Source organism: Nitratireductor kimnyeongensis, from assembly GCF_019891395.1.
Taxonomy (GTDB): Bacteria; Pseudomonadota; Alphaproteobacteria; order Rhizobiales; family Rhizobiaceae; genus Nitratireductor; species Nitratireductor kimnyeongensis.
In genome coordinates this window covers 2,837,816-2,857,388 of record NZ_CP078143.1, presented here as the reverse complement: position 1 = coordinate 2,857,388, position 19,573 = coordinate 2,837,816, and the positions used below count along the sequence as shown (strand labels likewise).

19 protein-coding genes are annotated in these 19,573 nt (G+C 58.8%); 3 read left to right on the top strand and 16 right to left on the bottom strand.

Annotated features, from left to right (window positions below; translation table 11 throughout):
* Positions 1-41: 41 nt before the first annotated feature.
* The 5 genes from KW403_RS13625 to KW403_RS13605 form a co-directional block, all read right to left on the bottom strand.
* A complete protein-coding gene (locus tag KW403_RS13625; RefSeq protein WP_378596482.1) occupies positions 42-1,049 on the bottom strand; it encodes an ABC transporter substrate-binding protein in 1,008 nt (335 codons plus the stop codon).
* 73 nt (positions 1,050-1,122) lie between these two features.
* Positions 1,123-2,094, bottom strand: coding sequence for a PfkB family carbohydrate kinase (locus KW403_RS13620; protein WP_223020008.1), 972 nt, complete (start codon positions 2,092-2,094; stop codon positions 1,123-1,125).
* A complete protein-coding gene (locus KW403_RS13615; protein ID WP_223020007.1) occupies positions 2,091-3,122 on the bottom strand; it encodes an ADP-ribosylglycohydrolase family protein in 1,032 nt (343 codons plus the stop codon). Before KW403_RS13615 ends, KW403_RS13620 begins: the two co-directional genes overlap by 4 nt.
* A 3-nt stretch (positions 3,123-3,125) precedes the next feature.
* Positions 3,126-3,851, bottom strand: a complete 726-nt coding sequence (locus KW403_RS13610; RefSeq protein ID WP_223020006.1) for a GntR family transcriptional regulator — start codon at positions 3,849-3,851, stop codon at positions 3,126-3,128.
* A 214-nt stretch (positions 3,852-4,065) separates the two neighbouring features.
* Positions 4,066-4,650: a TetR/AcrR family transcriptional regulator gene (locus KW403_RS13605; RefSeq protein WP_223020005.1), complete on the bottom strand. Its 585-nt coding sequence runs from the start codon at positions 4,648-4,650 to the stop codon at positions 4,066-4,068.
* A gap of 132 nt (positions 4,651-4,782) precedes the next feature.
* On the opposite strand from KW403_RS13605, the gene KW403_RS13600 reads away from it, so the two are divergent.
* From KW403_RS13600 to KW403_RS13590, 3 genes are read left to right on the top strand one after another with little or no spacing between them, the layout of a single operon-like run.
* A complete protein-coding gene (locus KW403_RS13600) occupies positions 4,783-5,994 on the top strand; it encodes an MFS transporter (RefSeq protein ID WP_223020004.1) in 1,212 nt (403 codons plus the stop codon).
* Positions 5,991-6,185 carry a hypothetical protein gene (locus KW403_RS13595; protein WP_223020003.1) on the top strand — a complete coding sequence of 65 codons (195 nt, stop codon included), beginning with the start codon at positions 5,991-5,993 and terminating at the stop codon, positions 6,183-6,185. The genes KW403_RS13600 and KW403_RS13595 overlap by 4 nt, the downstream gene beginning before the upstream one ends.
* Positions 6,172-7,557, top strand: a complete 1,386-nt coding sequence (locus KW403_RS13590) for an amidase (protein ID WP_223020002.1) — start codon at positions 6,172-6,174, stop codon at positions 7,555-7,557. The genes KW403_RS13595 and KW403_RS13590 overlap by 14 nt, the downstream gene beginning before the upstream one ends.
* 58 nt (positions 7,558-7,615) lie before the next feature.
* Here the strand turns inward: KW403_RS13590 and KW403_RS13585 are convergent, their stop codons facing one another.
* The 11 genes from KW403_RS13585 to KW403_RS13535 form a co-directional block, all read right to left on the bottom strand.
* On the bottom strand, positions 7,616-8,704 hold the full coding sequence (locus tag KW403_RS13585) for a 3-carboxy-cis,cis-muconate cycloisomerase (protein ID WP_223020001.1): 1,089 nt from the start codon (positions 8,702-8,704) through the stop codon (positions 7,616-7,618).
* 51 nt (positions 8,705-8,755) lie between these two features.
* Positions 8,756-9,355: a protocatechuate 3,4-dioxygenase subunit alpha gene (gene pcaG / locus KW403_RS13580; protein ID WP_223020000.1), complete on the bottom strand. Its 600-nt coding sequence runs from the start codon at positions 9,353-9,355 to the stop codon at positions 8,756-8,758.
* Between the two features lie 2 nt (positions 9,356-9,357).
* The gene (gene pcaH, locus KW403_RS13575) at positions 9,358-10,086 is read right to left on the bottom strand and encodes a protocatechuate 3,4-dioxygenase subunit beta (protein ID WP_223019999.1); all 729 of its coding nucleotides are present in this window, start codon (positions 10,084-10,086) and stop codon (positions 9,358-9,360) included.
* Entirely contained in the window at positions 10,083-10,466 is a 384-nt protein-coding gene (pcaC, locus tag KW403_RS13570; protein ID WP_223019998.1) for a 4-carboxymuconolactone decarboxylase, read from the bottom strand. Before pcaC ends, pcaH begins: the two co-directional genes overlap by 4 nt.
* Before the next feature lie 130 nt (positions 10,467-10,596).
* On the bottom strand, positions 10,597-11,610 hold the full coding sequence (locus tag KW403_RS13565) for an amidohydrolase family protein (RefSeq protein WP_223019997.1): 1,014 nt from the start codon (positions 11,608-11,610) through the stop codon (positions 10,597-10,599).
* Positions 11,611-11,712: 102 nt separating this feature from the next.
* Positions 11,713-13,761 carry a tripartite tricarboxylate transporter permease gene (locus tag KW403_RS13560; protein ID WP_223019996.1) on the bottom strand — a complete coding sequence of 683 codons (2,049 nt, stop codon included), beginning with the start codon at positions 13,759-13,761 and terminating at the stop codon, positions 11,713-11,715.
* A gap of 12 nt (positions 13,762-13,773) precedes the next feature.
* On the bottom strand, positions 13,774-14,526 hold the full coding sequence (locus tag KW403_RS13555) for a class II aldolase/adducin family protein (protein WP_223019995.1): 753 nt from the start codon (positions 14,524-14,526) through the stop codon (positions 13,774-13,776).
* 62 nt (positions 14,527-14,588) lie between these two features.
* Positions 14,589-15,626, bottom strand: a complete 1,038-nt coding sequence (locus tag KW403_RS13550; RefSeq protein ID WP_223019994.1) for a Bug family tripartite tricarboxylate transporter substrate binding protein — start codon at positions 15,624-15,626, stop codon at positions 14,589-14,591.
* Positions 15,627-15,842: 216 nt separating this feature from the next.
* Complete coding sequence (locus KW403_RS13545) at positions 15,843-16,919, bottom strand: AbrB family transcriptional regulator (protein ID WP_223019993.1); 1,077 nt, start codon at positions 16,917-16,919, stop codon at positions 15,843-15,845.
* A 3-nt stretch (positions 16,920-16,922) separates the two neighbouring features.
* The gene (locus tag KW403_RS13540) at positions 16,923-18,401 is read right to left on the bottom strand and encodes an aldehyde dehydrogenase family protein (protein ID WP_223019992.1); all 1,479 of its coding nucleotides are present in this window, start codon (positions 18,399-18,401) and stop codon (positions 16,923-16,925) included.
* A 97-nt stretch (positions 18,402-18,498) separates the two neighbouring features.
* A complete protein-coding gene (locus KW403_RS13535) occupies positions 18,499-19,563 on the bottom strand; it encodes a Bug family tripartite tricarboxylate transporter substrate binding protein (RefSeq protein WP_223019991.1) in 1,065 nt (354 codons plus the stop codon).
* Positions 19,564-19,573 lie beyond the last annotated feature (10 nt).

Sequence of the window (19,573 nt, the reverse complement as noted above, 5' to 3'; positions counted from 1 at the left end):
CCTTTTCCTCATGTGAGCGGGATGGGGCCGGTTTTTTCTGACTATTGTGCGCCGACCTTGAGTTCCTGCCAGATGGCCAGATATTCTTTTCTCTGTTCGTCGGTGACCGGAGCCTGAAACTGTATGCGGTCGGCCACCTTGGAGTCACCCATCACGGCCCGGTTGAACGCGTCTTCGGGAAGTGCGGCAACAGCCTTTTCATTGGCGGAAACCGGCGCGCCGACTTTCGTGACCCATTCGACGTAGAACTCCGGATCGATCATGTAATTGATAAAGGCTTCGGCACCTTCGACATTGTCGGAGCCGACGGGAATGGAGAAGGCGTCGAGCCAGGCCACGGCTCCCTCCTCCGGGATTACCAGACTGACCGGCAGGTTGAACTGGGTCTTGGCACGATCAGCCGAGCCGGACCAGTATGTTCCTATATCGATCTGGTTCGAAGCGACCATCTGGTTCCAGTCGTTCTCCGAGCTCCAGAAGGTGCGGATCTGTGGCATGAGTGAAGTGAGCTTCTCCTTCACGGCATCCATATCCTTGATGTCATTGATGTTCTGCCCCGAAGCGATCGCACCGAACTGGATCGCCTCTACGGCGTCATCGCGAATGACGACCCTGCCCTTGTGCGCCTCATCCCACATGACCGAGATGCTGGTGGGGGGCGTCTCGAACGATTTGTCGTTGACGGCGATCGCGGTCAGCCCCCAAACCCACGGCACACCGTAGACCTTGCCGTCCTGATTCAGCATGGGAGAGTTGGCCTTGTCGCCGGAAATGTCCGCGTAATTCTGAATCTTTGCGGTGTCGATTGGCTGAATGAGAGATTCCGCCAGGGCCTGCCCGGTGAACGCCGCATTGATCATGACAACGTCGTAAAGGCCGGGATTCGTCCGCAACTTGGTCAGCATTTCCTGTTCGGAGTTGAAGAAGTCGTTGACCACCTTGTGGCCGGTCGCCTTCTCGAACGCTTCCACGGCCCACGGCTCGTCAGCGCCATACCCCTTCCAGTTGAGCACGTGCAGCTCGGCGGCATCGGCGGAGACCGCACACATAGAGAGCAGCACCGCTTGTGCTGCCAGTTTCCCAAGCAATTTGGTCATCGGTTGTTCCTCTCTTTTTGTGTCATCATTTTTTTTGTTCCCTGCGCATCTCTTCGGCAGGTCCACTGCACTTCCGCTCGGTCAGGAACGCCCGTATTTCAGTGTCGCCGGGCGCTGCGCAGCCGCCATGCCGACCGACCGAGATTGCCGCCGCCGCGTTGGCATAGCGCACGGCCGCGAAGGGTTGTTCACCCCGCGCCAGTGCTGCGACGAAGGCACCGATATGCGTGTCGCCAGCGCCATTCGTATCGACGGCAGGCACCGAAAACCCGTCCACAACGCCAATGCTTCCATCACGCAAAAGCAGATGCGCGCCAAATGCCCCGGAGCGGATGACCACGCCATTCGCACGAGGGCAATGTTCGGCCATGAGAAGGACTGCATTGGTTGCAGGATCGGCCGCACCGGCAAGTGTACGCGCTTCCACGGAATTGCAGCTCAGCCATGTAGTGCGGGCCAGAACGCGGGTGCGAATGGAAGAAGGTATCTCGGCCACAACCGGCGTCGGGTCGAAAACGACCGGGGTACTCGCCGGCAACGACTCCACCCAGTCTGCCAACGCCTGACGGCTGTCTGGATAAGTGAGAGTGTAGCCCGATATGAAAACCCAATCGGCTTCCTGCAAGGTTATCGGGGCCAGGTCCGCGATCGTCAACGCCGCTTCTGCGCCGGGCCAGGAGACAAAGGTTCGTTCGGCATCGGCGGTGACGAGCACCACACAATTCCCGCTGTCTAGATCGGATGCCGGCGGGGTCAAGGTTTCCACCCCTTCTGCCGCAAACGCCGCACGCAGAAAATCCCCTTCTGGCCCTGTGCCATGGCGACCGGCAAACGCAACCGGCAGACCGGTCCGTCTGGCTGCGACCATCACGTTGAAGCCGCCACCGGCGATGCGGTTGTAGCTCGATGCGGTCATTTCGCCGCCGGGTTTCGGCAAGGCGTCGATCCGGTAGACGTAATCAACAACGGCGCTGCCGGCATGGATGAGACGTGTCATGCCGCCTCCTCGCCCCCAAAACGGCGAAAGCGCTCTGCAACGAGTTTCGTAGCCAATGTTTCTACAATCCCCATGTCGAGGCCGTTCAACTCGGCGATGCGGTTCTGCGGCAGGCTGTTCATGCCCGCACACGCGCCGGCCATGCCTGCAGCAATCGCCCCGATCGTATCGGTGTCGCCACCAAGATTGGCGCTGATGACCGCAGCACGCCACGGATTTCCCTGCGCCACTTCGAGCACCGCAAAAGCAGCGGGTACCGACTGCTGGCTTGCAACGCCTGTGCCCACGAGCTCCGAGATCAACCCAATCGCGCGTTCTGCGGGCTCGTTTCGCACGAGGTCTGTCGCCCAACAAATGCGCGCTGAAATATCAGGGCCCGCCACCCAGTGCCCATGGCCTGCACCCAGTTTCGCGGCCCCTATGGCGTGTCTGACCACATCGCGCCAGTCACCGCCGGAAACACCGTGGCTGACGGCAGCTGCCACTGCCGCTGCCGATGCAATCGCCATGGATGTGTTGTGCGTCGCGCGGCAGGTTTCGGCCACCTTGGCGACCAACGCAGCCGGTGCGTCGGACGGCATCATGATGCCGACCGGGGCGATGCGCATGGCGGCACCGTTGGTGTCGCCGTCGCGCCCCGCCTCTTCAGGCGGTGTGCCACTGTTGATCGCGTCAATGGCTCGCTTGGTTGAGGGCCCGAGCAAATCGTAGCTTCCGCGCGCCTTAACGTCTCGCTCCCACTCGACAAGCGCATTTACCCACCGGTGGTGGTCAAACGCGCCGTCTGATTCAAGGAGGATTTGCGCCAACAGAAGCGCCTGCTCCGTGTCGTCGGTTATTGCTCCGGCTGGAAGTCCTTTCGACACCGGGTGATCGGGAACGGGCACAACGAAATTTTCCACGAACCCGTAGGTTTCGCGTATCTGGTCCGGCGAAAACAATTGGGTGGGCATGCCCAGCGCGTCACCCAATGCACCGCCGATCAACGCAGCCTTTGCCCGATCTTCAGCAACTGACCTGTCCGACATTCCTCAAAACTCCAGGTGCAGTGCAAAGTGCTTGGGGTTGAGCAAGCTGGTGACGTACTCGATGGGATATCCGTTCGGCCTGCGTGTCAGCCGGCGCGTGCGGAGAAACGGCGTTCCGCTCTCGCAACCCAGAATCGCCGCATCCTCGGGCGACAACATTTCTATGTCGGCCCACTCTTCCCCATGATCCGGGATCAGCCCTGCTCCTCGCAGTGTCTGGTGCAGGGAGCCTTGTCGCAGCCCTTTGAGCGGAACCTCTTCGAGTTCAGCCGACAGGGGCAGACGCGAGCGTTCGATGGAGATTGCGTAACCGGTGCCCACATTGCTGCGTGCACGATCGACAGCGATGAAGGCCGGCTTTTCGATGCCGAGCATCTCGGCCAGTTCCGGATCCTCGATAACTTCAAGGCGTAGTGTACGGGTCTGGACATTGGCCCCGGCATCAGCCAGCGCTTTCGACCAGCCAATCGCGTCATCGACCATCTTTCCGTCAAACGTGACGAATGAGCCGATCCCAACCTTCGTCGTGATGAGCCCCCTTGACGAGAGTTCCTCCAGTCCGCGTCGCACCGTATTGCGACTGACGGAGAAGCGCTGCACCAACTCGTTCTCACTTTGCAGCCGCTCGCCAAACCCGAGCGCGCCAGAGCGGATCTCCCGTTCCAGAACCGTGGCAATCCGCTCAGGCTTTGCCATCCCCGGTGATAGCGAATTCGCGCGTCGAGACATATAAACCTGTCCTATGAACCTGTATAATCCTGTACTTTACAGTTTCATCGGAGTCAACGCGCCGCGTACCCATCTCGCACAGGAGGGAAGCACGCTGCGGCACGCAGACAGGCAGGCGCGCAGGCGCTGACAGTGTTTCCTAAGCCATGCACGCTGGAATTCAGGTCGCTTTATGGCAAGCGCCGACAGCGACCATGCATCTGATTAAGGCGCTTCAACAGCGGGATTGACCGCTCTCCAAAGTCTTGTCGAGCAGGGTCTGCGCCCATTCCCGGTCCGGCGGCTCAGCCGTGAAAAGGATACGATACATGATCGGAGCGATAACCCGATCGAGAAGTTTATCAACATCGGTCGGCAGGTCTTCTCCCTCTGCCACTCGGTCGAGAATCGTTTCCAGTTGCTGGCGCGTGTAAGCGGAGCATTGTCCGGCATTGTCGGAACGCTCGCCGCCAAGAACCTCACGCAGCATTTCCCGCCCCGGTTCGGAAGACATTTCCTCGACAAATTGCTGCAACCAGATCGCCAGATCGTTCCGCCAATTGCCTGTTTTCTCCGGCGGGGCGTCGGGCCGCAGGTTCCTGGCAGCCACCTCGGAGAGAAGTTCGTTGAGAGTGCCCCAGCGACGGTAAATCGTCGACGGCGTTACCCCAGCCCGTGATGCGATGGCAGGAACGGTCAGTCCAGACGGATCGCCCTCTTGTTTCAGCTCTTCCACAGCCTTGAAGACAGCCGCCTGGACCCGGGCAGAGCGCCCTCCGGGCCTTGGAACCACTTCGGTCGCACGATCTGAATTTTTCATTTTTTCAATCACCTGGCTCCCCAGCACGCCCGTCAAAGCAACACGAAAAAACACCACTAACGCAAAATATTTGCATTAAGAGGCTTTTCGCATTATAACGCAAAAAATTCGCTTTTAGCAAAGGATCAAACCATGACCGCGCGAACGATAGGGGTGTCCACCTGCCCCACAACGCAAACTGGCCTGAGCCTGCACGCTTTGTCTCTCATCGGGTTTCTTGCAGCGTCGAGCGTCCCGGCGCCGCTATATCCGCTGTATCAGGCACAATGGGGCTTTTCCGCCTTCACCATTACGCTGATTTTTGCCGTCTATGCGCTGGCCCTGCTTTTCGGCCTGCTGTTCTTCGGGACGATGTCGAACCGTTTCGGCAGGCGCCCGGTCATCGTCGCTGCGCTGGCAATACAACTCGTTGCCATGGCTCTGTTTCTTCTGGCTCGGGACAGCGCCTGGTTGGTTGCCGCGCGCACCATCCAGGGCTTTGCCACCGGCCTCGCAACCACAGCCCTTGCCGCAGCATTGCTGGATATCGATCAGAAAGCGGGGGCAACCATCAACAGCATCGCCCCGATGATCGGAATGGGGGTTGGGGCACTGGGCTCAGGCATGCTCGCACAACTCGCACCCGCACCACTGCATTTCGTCTACCTTGTTTTGGTAGCGATTTTTGTTGTTCAGGTTTTGCGTACCCTGCGCTGCGCGGAGACCGCAACCGGGCTTGCAACCGAGCCCTGGCGCCCTCGCCTGCGGATCGAAATCCCCCGACAGGCCCGCCTGACCTTTGCACGGGTCGCGCCGATCAATATTGCGGTCTGGGCGCTTGGCGGGTTCTTCCTCTCCCTGATGCCTTCCCTGATTGGAGAGATCGCGCCGGGCCAGACGCAGGTTCTGGGAGGCGGAGCGGTGGGTGCGTTGACGCTTGCCGGAGCCGCAGCGGTATTGACCTTCCGTAACCTACCCGTGCGATCCGCGCTGCTTTTTGGAAGCGTCGCCATGATCGTCGGTCCCGCTGTCATTCTTGGCGGGTTCAGTCGGTCCAGCACGGTGGCTCTCATGACCGGAGCCGCCATTTCGGGGCTAGGCTTCGGAGCGGGTTTTCTGGGTGCCATGCGCAGCCTCGCTGCTCTTGCCACAGCCCAGCAACGCGCTGGACTGCTCTCGGCATTCTACACCGAAAGCTATCTCTCGAATGCTCTCCCGGCCCTTATTGCGGGTTTTGCGGCACAGCGCATCGGTCTGGTTCCGACTGCAACGATCTTCGGCGCGGTCATCATTGCGCTCTCCACGCTGTCCCTGATCCTGAACTTTTTCGCAACAGTTCCGACCTCGATGGACAAGAAGCCATGACCATCCCTGCCTACACTGCCGAAATGATTGCCGATTTGGCCGACCGTCACAAACTGCCCTTGCCCCAGGAGCGGCGCGACGCAGTGGCTGCAACGTTGACACATGTGCGCAGCTTCATCGCCACTCTTCAGTCCGCCCAGCAGGGCGACGAGGCCGCCATCACGGAGAGTAACTTTCATGGAACCGTTTGAACTGTCGATCACCGAAGCGGCCACACTCATCGAACAGAAAGAATTGTCGCCGGTGGAACTCGTCGGGTCCGTCCTCCAGCGAATTCGGGAGCTCGACGACAATATCGGCGCCTATTCTCTACTGCTTGCCGAGCAGGCGATGGAGAGAGCCCGGCTCGCCGAAGAGCAGATCATGACCGGTGCTGCCCTCCCACCGCTGCACGGTATTCCGATCGCCTTGAAGGATCTCATCGATGTTGCCGGGCTGCCAACCAGTGCCAGTTCCAGAGTTCAGGAGGGGCATGTGGCACAAACCGACGCTCCAGTCGTGAAACAGATCAGAGAATCGGGGGCGATTTTCGCCGGCAAGACGCACACGCACGAATTCGCTTTCGGACTCACCACGCCGCAAACCGCCAATCCCTGGCATACCGAACACACGCCGGGCGGCTCGAGCGGTGGTTCTGCCGCGGCAGTGTCTTATGGTGGCGCACTCGCTGCACTGGGCACGGACACCGGTGGATCAATCCGCGTGCCTGCTGCACTATGCGGCGTCGTGGGGTTGAAGCCGACGCGCGGAACGGTTTCACTTGAGGGCGTCATCCCCCTTGCGCCATCGCTCGATCATGTCGGGCCGATCACCCGCACGGTAAAGGATGCGGCGCTTCTTCTGAATGCCATCTCCGCAACTGGACGGCACAAGCCAGCCGCAACCGCACTGGCAGATCATGATATTACCGGAGTAAAGCTTGGCGTGCCGGTCAATCACTTCCATGAGCGCCTCGACCCGGAAATCGAGAATGCTTTGGGACAGCTGCGCACGTCCCTCGCGAACGCGGGCGCCGAGCTCGTGGAAGTCTCGGTCCCACTGACCGACACCATCATGCCCAGCCAATGGGGCATCATGCTCGCGGAAGCGGCTTTCGTTCATCGTGAAAACATTCGATCACGGGCAGACCGTTTCGGAGAAGACGTGCGGCTTCTCCTCGAAACAGGAAGTCTTTTGCCGGCCCAGGACTATCTGATGGCGAAGCAGGCGCAAGCGCGGCTGGAGCGCGCATGGGTGGACATGTTCCAAAATGTCGACGCGCTGGTCGTACCCACGGTGCCAGTCGTGGCGGCAAGACGCGATCAGAGCACATTCATCTGGCAGGACGGCAGCGAAGAGCCAGTGGTGGAGGCTTACGTGAGATTGAACGCTGCCGCCAATCTGACGGGTGTACCGGCGCTGTCGGTCCCGGCCGGCCAGCATTCATCCGGCCTGCCTTTCGGCGTGCAGTTCATCGGCCCCGCCCATTCTGAGGCGGTGCTGCTGAAGCTGGGGCAGTTGGTTGAAGGCAGCACGGGGCAGCGGCCGATGCCGATGCCTGCACCGACTCCCCTGCGCACCTGAATGGGCTGTGCGACCACAGTGAGGCAGCGTTTCGGCGCTGCCTCTGACGGGGCCCGGTTTATCGATGATCGCGATTGGTGGTCTTTCCTTCCCCGGACGGTTCGCCAATCCGTATTATCGCCAGAGACATGTTCCTGGCCGCTGAAAGCGCTCGTGCGGTCGCCATCAACATTTGCGGAAGCACCATCCATTCAAGGCTCCACGCCGCCCCAGAACGTTCCTGCTCATGGATCATCGCATGGTGCATGGCCGAAACCTGCGTGGCGTTGAAGCGGGCAAGCGTGACAAGAAGTTCACCCTGAACCGGGTTTTGCTTGTGAGGCATCGCCGATGATCCGCCGCCACCCGAAAGCGCGATCTCGTCGATCCCCTGCTGCGCCATCAGCACCGTATCCTGACCGAATTTGCCAAGAGTCCCCGTGACGAGGGAAAGGAACGATGCGTAGTCGGCGATGCCGTGGCGCAGGGTGTGCCAGGCCTTGCCTGTGGGTGCGAGACCAAGGACTTGCGCAACATCTTCGACGACAGTTCCGGCCTGAACGCCCAATGCCCTGCGATCACCGGAAGCGCCACCGATCTGAACCCGTTCGACATCCGCGCGTAGTGCGGACAGCCGCTTCAAATGGTCATCCAACGGAAGACGCCAGGTTTTGATCCGATCGCCAGCCGTAATCACGGTGGCAGCCTGCATTCGCGTGCGCCCCATAAGCGGCGCATCCCCAAAACGACTGATGAGTTCATCGAGGGCTGCCGCGAAAGCCTTGATGCGCGCTTCCAGAAGATCGGAGGCTTCTTTCAGGGTGAGAGCCAGCGCAGTGTCCACGACGTCCTGAGACGTGGCATGACGATGAACCGCATCGGAAGCCGCAATGGCCTTCAACTGCTGAACCAGGCGCGGCACTGGGACTCCGTCCCGTGCCATGCCGGCAGCAATGTCGGTTAGGTCGATTCGTGCGTTCTCGATTGCGAGCGCCGCGGCCTCAGCCTCTTCGGCATTAAAAAGGCCTGCGCGACCACACGCTCGCGACCAGGCAGCTTCGAAGGCCAGCATGTGGCTCATCTGCCGATCCGCGCTCAGGATCACGGCCATCTCCGGGTCGCCGAACAAGCCTGCCAGCCATGGATGATCAAAAACAGAGACGTTCATCCCGAAAAGCCTTTCGACATTGTTCGCGTCGCCTGGATCGGCCTGCATCTGTCAGAGGTCGAGAAACACCGTCTCGCGATCGCCCTGAAGGCGGATGTCGAAACGGTATTTCCCGTCTGCGACTTTCTTTGCGATCAGCGTCTCCGCCCGCGGGCGCTGCTCGATGCGGCCCAGCAACGGATCGCCAGAATTGTCCTCATCCTCGAAGTAGATCCGTGTGTTGAGCCCTGTATTGATACCACGCGCGACAATCCACAGTGAAATGTGAGGCGCGCTTCTCACACCTCCACGTCCCACATAGCTTCCCGGTTTGACCGTTTTAAGCCTGAATTCACCAGTTGCCTCGTCGACGGCGAAGCGGCAATGACCCGAGACATTCGGGTCGGCACCATCCTGCCCCGGAAACTTGCCTTCTCCGTCGCACTGCCAGCTTTCGATCAGCGCGTCGCGCAACACCCACCCCGTGCCGTCGAAGACGGAACCGACAATTTCTATCATCTGCCCCTTCACGTCATCTTTGACGGGCGATACGCCTATCTCCTGCGGGAAGGAGCCGGCATTGCCTGCATAAGTGGGCATCAGGCCGATGTGGACGTATGGTCCAGCGGTCTGAGAAGGCGTTTCAGCAAGAGTGGCCAGCTTCTGAACCATGATCACATGCCCTCCAGCTTGTTTTCAAACATTGTCTGCCGACGACCACGCAACACGATATCGAACTTGTAGGCGAGGTAATCCAGCGGGCGCGATTTCGAAAGATCCAGCGGTGCCACCAGGCGATCCAGATGACTGCGCTCCTTGACGGTAGCGGCAATCGGGCAATGAGCGATCAATGGGTCGCCCTCAAAATACATCTGTGTGACGAGGCGCTGGCCGAAACTGTGTCCAAAGATCGAGAAGTGGATATGCATGGGTCGCCAATCATTGGCGCGGTTCGGCCAAGGATACGCGCCTGGCCGGATCGTCAGGAATTCATAGTAGCCGCCCTCGTCCGTAAGCGTGCGGCCACAGCCACCGAAATTCGGGTCGAGCGGGGCAAAATAGGTATCCTTGACATGCCTGTAGCGGCCACCGGCATTGGCCTGCCAAATTTCGACAAGCGCATTTGGAACCGGCCGGCAATTCTCGTCCAGCACATGGCCATGCACGAGAATGCGCTCACCCACGGCGGGGGCAAGCCCCTTGGACCAGTTGAGGATGAGGTTGTTGTCCAGCTCACCGATCAGTTCCGCCCCGAAAACAGGACCGGTTTCCTCCGAGGGTGTGCTCTCCATCGAAAGAAGCGGCAGATTGGGCGAGCGCGTCACGCTTGTCTTGTAGTCCTCAGCATAAGCTGCCGGATGAACCGAATGATTGCGCGGGATGAGTGGTCCGAGATCCCTCATTCGTCATTCTCCTCCATTTCCGCGTAAGTTTGTTTGGCAAGCTTGAGGGCGTGGTTGGCCTTTGGCACACCGGCATAAATGGCCACATGTTGCAGTGCTTCGGCAATATCCTCCCTGGAGGCTCCCGTGCGGGCCGTGGCGCGTATATGCATTGGAATTTCCTCGAAATTGCCAGTCGCTGCAAGAAGTGCGACGGTCAGCATGGACCGCTCACGACGGGTAAGGCGGTCGGACGCCCACACCGTGCCCCAGGCGCCCTCGGTGATCAGCGACTGAAACGACTGATCAAATGGGGTCTTGGCGGCCTCCGCCCGATCCACATGGGCGTCTCCGAGCACCTCGCGGCGCACTTTCATGCCCCTGTCATACCTTTCACTCATCACAGCATCCTTTCCCAAATCGTCTTCCGCCCTGCCGAGAGAACATCCAGCGTTGGCGCCATTGCGATAGACCCAGTGCCACCTCTGGAGCAGAACCGTTTCCGCCCCCGCAAAGCGAGGGCGGACGGCATCAATCAATGCGGAACAGTTTTTGGGCGTTCTTGTAACAGATTTTCTCCATGTCCTCCTGCGGCAGGTCCAGAGACTTCAAGACCGCAATCGTATCACGGATATAGCCCGGACCTTTTTCAGGGTCGAACGGACTGTCAGATGCAAACAGCACCTTGTCCACGCCATAGAATTCCAACCCGCAGACGGTGGCTGCACGTGAACCAAATACCGCTGTGTCGGCGTAGAAATCCTTGAAATAGTCGAACGGGCGCTTCTTCAGCCCTTTCAACACGTGCGAAAGATCCTCGGTCGATGTGCGCTTCCCGAGTTGATCCTGTCCCGGCCCGACGCGGCCTTCGAAAAAGGGAACCATGGCACCCAGATGATGAGCGAGAACCTTCAGCCCCGGCAATTTGTCCATCATGCCGGAAAGGGCGATCCGCGCCATTGCCGCGCTCGTCTCATAGGGCCATCCGAACGTCCACCAGATTTCGTAGCGAGACTTGGATTCCGTGAGATAATCCGGCATTTCTTCGCCGCGCGAAGGATGCAGGAACACGGGCCGATCATACTTGGCCGCCGTTTCGAAAATCGGAAAAAACTGCTCGTCATCGAGTGGCGCACCGTTGACGTTCGTGTGAATCTGAACGCCGACCGCACCATCATTGGCTGAGAACACGCGTTCCAGTTCAACCACGGCAGCATCCGGATTGTTCATCGGCAACGCCGCGAGATAACCTGGAAAATGTCTGGGGTGCTTGCTGACAAGTTCGGCAAACCCTTCATTGCCCAGGCGTGCAAGCTCAGGCGTCTTGTCCGGCGTGCCCATCTGCTCGATGGGCGGCATCCCCAAACTCAGGATCTGCCGATAATTCTCGAAAGGCTCGATGACTCTGAAACGCTCCTCCAGATCGAAGATGCAGGGGATGTTCTGCATGCGCTTGCCAATATTTTTGCCCGCCCCTTCAAAGGTCTGAATTTTGTCCCAAAGCGGCTTCGGGAAGAAATGATTGAAGGCATCGATATACTGCATCTCTCGCTCTCTCTTTTTTTTTGGACTGACGTTCCGGTTCGGCAGCCAAATTTGGCGCCGAGTATTTGAGGAATTGTGGATGCAGGCTCACCCTGCATCCGATTAAACCGAGGGTATGATTGTCATTGCGGGGAACCACTGACCCAGGAATGTTTGCGGCCAGGGAATGCGCAACAGCTGGTCGAACACCAGGTACACAATCAGTGTGAGTGTGACGGCATATCCAGCGATCAACCGCCACTTTTCGCGCCCTTCGATGCGCATGAAAACCGCGACGAAAAGTGGAACCGTCGGGATCAGGCCGACCAGCGCCATCATTGCGATGAAAAGGACAAGAAAGGCGAAAAACCTTGCCGCGCGTATAGCGACGATTTTCAACGTGGCATCGCCATGATCGACGGCCGTATCCATGTGCACTTCATGCCGAATTTCTCCGGCTTCTGCCCGTGCCTGCTGTACTGACCGGGTGAAGACCTGGTTGAGGAAACTGAACACACAGAAACTCAGTGTCATTATGCCGACACTCAGCGGGCCGACCTTGGCACCCCAGGGCCATTGCAGCGCTTCGACCACCATGACACCTGCCAATGCCAATACGCCCAAGTAAAGCAAATCGGACCATTCAAGCCGCGGAGCCCCGATATAGCTGACAATGCCCTTGAAGCCGCCTAGCGCACGGATATGACGGATGAGAGGTCCGGCCAGAATGATCGCCGCCATGGTGAAAAGCACGATGACAAGCGGGCGCAGCATCCACTCAAACCCATACCGCGTGGTCGAGATGAACATATAGCGCTCAATAAGGGCCCCGAGCACAAAGCCGAGAACCAGCGGCGGCCGCGGCCAGCGCAATTGCTTCATAACCCAACCGACAACCGCAAAGATCAAGAGCGCGTAAAGGTCGCCCCAATTGCGCGAGGATTGGAAAGCTCCGACATAGACGAAGATGAGGACCGCCGGGAGGATCAGCGTGTAGCGGAGGACCGCGATCTTCGCCAATTGCCCTGAAAACAAAAAGCAAAGACCGGCACCCAAGATGTTGGCAATGGCAATTGACCAGACCATCGAATAGGTGACGTCGAGATTGGTTGTCAGCATTTCGGGCCCGGGCACAAGGCCATGGATCAGGAAAACGCTGAGCAGGATGGCCATCGATGCCGAACCAGGCACACCGAAGGCGATCGTCGGAACGAGAGATCCCGCAGTGATGGCGTTGTTGGCGGCCTCAGGGGCGATGACACCGCGAACATCACCTTTGCCGAAGGTCTTGTCAGCATCCTTTGTGGACTGGAAGGCCCAGCCATAGGCGATCCAATCGACAACCGAAGAGCCAAGACCCGGTATGGCGCCAACACCCGCGCCCAGCCCGCCTCCACGCAGAACAAGCCACCAGTTCTTGAGGGCATCATGGAACCCCTCGGACATCCCTTTGCGGGTATCGTACTTCGTCTCCGAAGCGATGGCGGACCGCTTGATCGCGAGATCTGCAAGTTCGGGTAAAGCAAAAAGGCCAAGGACGAGCGGCACGATCGGCAACCCGTCCCAGAGATAGAAACTGCCCATCGTATAGCGCAGCGTGCCTGTTTGCGGGTCGGCGCCGATCATGGAAATCATGACGCCGATACCGGCTGCTACCAGCCCTCGCAACGGTGCGGATCCTGACAGAACTGCCACCATGGCGATGCCGAACACGGAGAAGCCAAGGAGCTCCGGTGATCCGATATAGAGCATGAAGGGACGCAACACCGGCACGGTCAGGGCAAGCAGCAGCGCCCCCACCAGCCCTCCGAAAAGAGACGATGTGAAAGCCGCACTCAGCGCCCGTCCGGCCTCGCCCTTTTTGGCCATGGGGTTGCCGTCCATCACGGTCGCCTGAGCACCGGCCGTGCCAGGGACGCCAAAAAGCACGGCAGGGATCGTATCACTTGTGCCAGTGACCGCGGACATTCCAAGCAGCATGGCAAAGGCCGCATAGGAGTCCATCGTGAACGTAAAAGGAAGCAGCAGCGCCATGCCTGCTAACCCACCGATCCCGGGAACAATACCGAGGAACAGGCCAAACAAGACGCCGCAACCCAACATGAAAAGTCGAAACGGGTCTGCGAGCCCTATGATGGCGTCGCTCGCCGCGCCGAGAACACTGATATCCATAGTTTGAACGTCCTATTCCCGATGTCCCGATGCAGCGTCCTGGAGACTGGTACTCCAGGACTGAGGTATGAGATTTCCGGATTGCGCCTGGCGAATGTAGAAGTTCCACAATTTGGCGACGTGAAAGCCTCTTGGACTCGATATTTGCGCAATCTCTTCAGCGGTGAGCGGCATCGGTTCCTGCCCCGCCTGCAGGACCATCATGTGCTGCTTAGCATTTTCAAGAAAGTGTACCGCATCCACAAACAGTGCCGGCACCGTTTCAGCCGTCATCGCCAGTCCATGCGCGCGGATCAGCGCGGCATTGTGCTGTCCAAGCGTCCCCGCCAAGGCGGTGCCCTGTTCGCTTGTGGTTATGAGGCTCGGATCAGGGTGCGTCGGTATGCCTGAGGCCCAGCGAACCGCTCGCGCCCGCATTGGTTTCAGCTGGATGCCCTTCATCAAGGTGAAGGTGATCGCCAACTCCATGTGGCAATGCAATACCGCTCCCACATCAGGCCGGGCGCGGAGTATTTCCGTGTGCAACGCCAATTCGAGTGGTGGCTTCAGATCACCGTGAATGACTTTGCCATCCATATCAACAACAAGCAGCCGTGACGGATCAAGTTCGCCGCGCGAGTCTGAAGCCGACTGAATCATAAAATGCTCGCCGTCCGGCATGCGCGCGCTGATATGGCCGCTGTAATCAAGTATGCCTTGAGCGACGAGCATTCGGGTCGCCGCAGCAATTTGTTCGGCCAGAATGGCGTGAGGGTCGTGATCCATGATGAAACATGCTCGCTATGCCGAAGGACAGGGCGCGCAGCGCGGCACACCCTGGTTCATGGTTAGTCCGATACGCCGATGAATGCGCTCAAACGAGCAGCCACTTCTGGCTTGGTTGCCAGAATTTCATTGACGGTTTTCTGCAGGTGCTCGCCAGACAACGGTATGACGGAAAGTCCCTCATCCGCAGCGGCTTGGACAAAGGCTGGGTCTGCCACCATCTCGTCAAACGCCTTGCGAAGGGCCTGCAGACGCTCTTCCGGAACATTAGGCGTAGTAAAAATCGGCCGACCCATGGCTGTCGGGGCAGACAGCAGCCGCAACAGCTGTTCATCTTCGTCCGTCGATGCCAACTCATAAAGCAATGGTACATCGGGAAGATCTGCCTCCCGCTGAAGACCGATCTGCACTAGCACGTTGATGAGGCCCTCCTCGTACCACCCGAGTGGTTTCAACGAGGCCCAGTTTACACTCCCGCGCCCATCGACTTCCCCCGTTTCCATTGCGTAGTTTATATCATTGCCGCCAGGATATCCGCTTACGATCTCAAACTTCGTCCCCAGCAACGCGTTCATGATCGATGGATATTGCGAAGAGGTGGAACCACCTGTTGCTCCGATAGGGATAGCGATCTGCTTGGCCTCATCGACTGACGAAACTTTAGAAGTATGCCAAGTGAGAAGGACGTTGTTTTCCATCGTGGGACTGCCAATGTAGCCGAACGCGCTTGCATCGAGTTCGAGCGACTCTCCCATCGCCTGCGCCACCGAAAGCGACTGGTCCGCGGTGCCGAGAACCGTGCCATCCTGTGGTGCAACGTTGTAGATATAGCCAGCGGCAAGTCGACTGGACGCGCCGGGCATGTTGCGGGGCACGATCTCCGGATTGCCTGGAATGTATTGTCCGAGATGCCTGGCGACCAGACGCGCATACCGATCATATCCACCGCCGGAAGAGTATCCGATGATCATATCGATCGTCTTGCCCTGGTAAAATGCCTCGACCGTCTCCTCAGCGTGACTTGGAGCCGTACCGACGGCCCCAATCAGCATTGCTCCCATTAGACCTGATAGACCCGGCAGCCTTAATGCAAACGCCATGTTCTCCTCCCCAATTGTGTCGGGCGGCCCCTCCTGCGCCCTACGACCCAATTAGCACCCTTCCTGGTGCATCCGTCAAGCAAATATCAAAAAATTCTCTTATTATGAGATTTTCAAATTATGGAGTTAAGCGCTATCTCTCTCTCATATTTTTGAATATCGCATTGATATATATGTATTATTATAATTTTTCGATTTTTGATTTTGGTTCTCTTGTTATTTTTTTATCCCGAATAATGGCATCAGTGCCCTAGCGCCTATCACGACCAGAAATATGCGCAGGACGTGATGTGTCGACACCAAAGCCACGTCCAGCTGCAGCGCCAGGGCCAGAACCCCCATTTCGGCAAGCCCTCCAGGAGAGTAAGCCAGAAGCAGCTCCGTCAATGTGTATTGGGTGAGATGGGAAACGCCAAAGGCAAAGGCACAACTCAACAGGATCATCAGGAAACAGGAACCCAGCGAGACAAGGAATATCTGCAGGATATCTCTAGTCCTGCTTCCAGCAAAACGGCAGCCGATCACCGAACCGAGAACCAATTGCGCCACGGCGACCAGCTCCCAGGGCGGTTTGAATGTCGACAAGCCGCTCATATGGACGGCAACGCTGACGATCAGCGGTCCCAGAAGATAGCGCGCGGGCAGGTTGATGAGGCGACCGAGCATCAGGCCGCCGGAAAATGTCGTCAGCAACCAGAACAGGGACCCAGCATGCATGTCCAGAAGAGAGACCGAAGCGGCTGCGGAGCGGACGATCTGCCCCCCTTCCACCCATTGCACGATGAACGGGATCGAAAATACGGTAAAAACGATGCGCCCGGCATGAACCAGTGCGACCCGGCGCAGGTCGGCCCCGCTGTTTTCGCCGAGAAGCACCATTTCGACGACGCCGCCGGGCATGCCCGCGAAATAGGCGGTAGGAAAATCATACCGCGCGACCAATCGGAAATATGCCACACAGATCATTCCCGCCACCAGCATGAAAGCCAGCAGGCCGGCGATGGTCGCCCACCAGTTGAACACATAGTCCAGCAATTGCGGCCCATAGCCTGACCCGAGCATCACCCCGATCATGGCAGCCATGGGAGAACGGAAAGCGGTCGGGGCGGCAAGCGGAACGCCCAACAGGCTTGCGATCAGGCAACCGGCGAGCGGACCCAGCATCCAGGGCATGGGCGCTTCGATCCAAAGGAAAACGACTGCGCCCGCGACCCCGATGCAGAGCGCCAAAAGGGTGCGCGGATAATCGACATGCCTGACCTGTGCGAACCAGGACCGCAGACCACCCTCCATCTCTCACCGTTCGCCGGAAAAATTGACGTGGATGGTTTTTTCCTGCGTGAATTCCAGGAGTTCGCTCAAGGACTCTTCGCGGCCCAATCCCGATTGCTTGTATCCACCGAACGGCGCACCGGGAAAATGTTTCGAAACATCATTCACCCACACATAACCCGCTTCAACCGCGGCGGCCACCCGATGGGCTCGCGCCAGATCATTGGTCCAAATGGAACAGGTCAGCCCGTAGTCGAGACCGTTTACCTGCGACAGCATGCTCCCCTCGTCCGTCCAGTCGAAGACCGAAAGGACAGGGCCGAATATCTCTTCCTGCGCGATGCGCATTTCGGATGTCACACTGGTGAAAACGGTCGGCTCGATGAAACAGCCATTGGCGAGCTCTGGTTCGGAAGGATGCCCCCCGCCCAGAAACAGCTTTGCACCCTCAGCCTTCGCTCCATCGATATAAGACATGACGCGATCATACTGAGCACGGTTTATCAACGCGCCCATTCTGGTTTTGGGATCTGTTGGCATGCCAGGCTTGTACACCGCGATCTTGTCCGCCAGTTTTTGCAATACGGCGTCATGAATATCGGCATGGAGGAAAGCCCGGCTGGTGGAACCGCAGCTCTGGCCGCACCAGGTGAAATTCATGCCATCCGCCAGAGCCTCGGCAACCCGCTCTGGGTCGGCATCGGGAAAGGCGATCAGCGCGTTCTTTCCACCGAGTTCCAAAAGCACAGGCTTCAGCGTATCCGCTGCTGCGCGCATGACCGCCTTACCGGTCGGAACGCTGCCAACCAACCCGACCATCGCGACACCCTTGTGCGCGGAAAGCGCCTCCCCCACGGCCCGCCCTCCCGTCAAGATCGTAAACGCGCCGGCAGGCAGCAAGCCACCGACCAGTTCTGCAAAGATCACACCGGACAGCGGCGCCTGTTCAGGCGGCTTGACGATACAGGCATTGCCGGCGGCCAGCGGCGCTGCCATACGACTGGAGGTAAACATGAAGGGATGATTGAAGGCAACGATGCGGGCAACGACCCCCCGGGGCTCGCGCTGCGTAAGCGTGAGTGTCCCCTCTCTGCCCGGAATGGTGTCGCCCTTCATTTCGGTGATGAGGCCCGCAAAGAAGTCAAACCGCTGCGCGCCCTGCATCACATCGGCCCGGACCTTTGTGACGGGGTTGCCGGAATCCGCAGCCTCGATCTCACTCAGCATGTCCGCATTGTCGCGGATGACCTGCGCGATCTCGCGCAGGATGCCGGCGCGCTCCATAGGCGGCACCGAGCGCCACACGGCAAACCCCTCTCGTGCGGCAGCTACCGCAGCATCTACATCATCGGTATCGCCATCAGCCACCTCGCCGATGACTGCCCCTGTGGCCGGGCTGATCGTTTCGAACGTTTTTCCATTGATAGGAGCATGCCAGGCGCCTCCGTAATAAAGTTCCGGCTTCGAGACGAACGGTTCTGACGAGGCTTGGTGATCAACCACGGCGACACTCCAGTTAACATTTTAAAAGATCAGGCGGCTGCTCCGGCACACCCCGGCTTGAAAAATGGCGGGGCGTTTTCGGCCCCGCCGCGCAAATTTACTGCGCCACCACATACGGTTTGACGCGGTCGATCACCTCTTGCGGGTAATTCATCTGCTCTTCGATCTTCGCCTGCAATTCTTCGCCTGAAAGCGTATCGATCAAATGATTCCGCTCCTTTGCTGCGGCAAGAAAATCAGGATCCGAGACCATCGCGTTGAAGGCGGCGCGGAGTGCTTCGACACGATCCTCAGCCACATTGGGCGTGGTGATGACCGAGCGACCGATTTCGGCCGCGCTGGCCACCAGACGCAAGGCCTGTCGGTCCAGATCGTTGTCGCCGAGTTGCCCCACCGCCGGCACGTCGGGCAGCAATTCATGCGGTGTCAGACCGAGCTGCCAGACCACGTTGACAACACCCTCGGGAATCCACGTCGGACGCGAAGCGCTCATGCCCGCAATGCCCTGCATGGCACCGTCAACCTCACCCGTTTCAAGCGCCATCATCGCGGCGTTTGCGCCCTGATAACCCTGTATCACCTCGAACTTCGTACCCACCATGTCGTTGAGCATGCGCGGAACGAAACTCGATGCCGAGCCGGCACCCGTCGAGGCGAAGCTGACTGATTTTTCCTTGACCTCATCCAGCGTGGTGACGCCGACATTCGACCAGATCATACCCAGTTCATATTCAGGCGTGATGCGGCCGATGGCGTTGAAGTTGCGGGCATCCAGATCGCCGGGCAAAACATTCAGAAGGCTGTCGAGGGCCATCGACTGGACCGGAACGCTGAGCGCTGTGCCATCCTGCGCGGCAACATTGTAGAGAAACTGGATTGCGGTGCGTCCGCCCGCACCCGGCATGTTCTCCACGATAACCTCGGGATTGCCGGGGATATGCTTTCCCAGGAATTCGGATACCAACCGCGCATAGAGATCGTATCCTCCACCGGGCCCAAATCCGACATAGATGGTGACCGTGTTATCGCTGTAGAAATCCTCCACGGTCTCCTGGGATGCGGCCGGCACAGCCTGTGCTGCGGATAAGCCCAGCGCAAGCGCGCCCGCCAAGAGCCCGCGCCTGTTTATGTGTTGCAGAAACCCCAAACGATTGTTCTTCATTGTCTCTCTC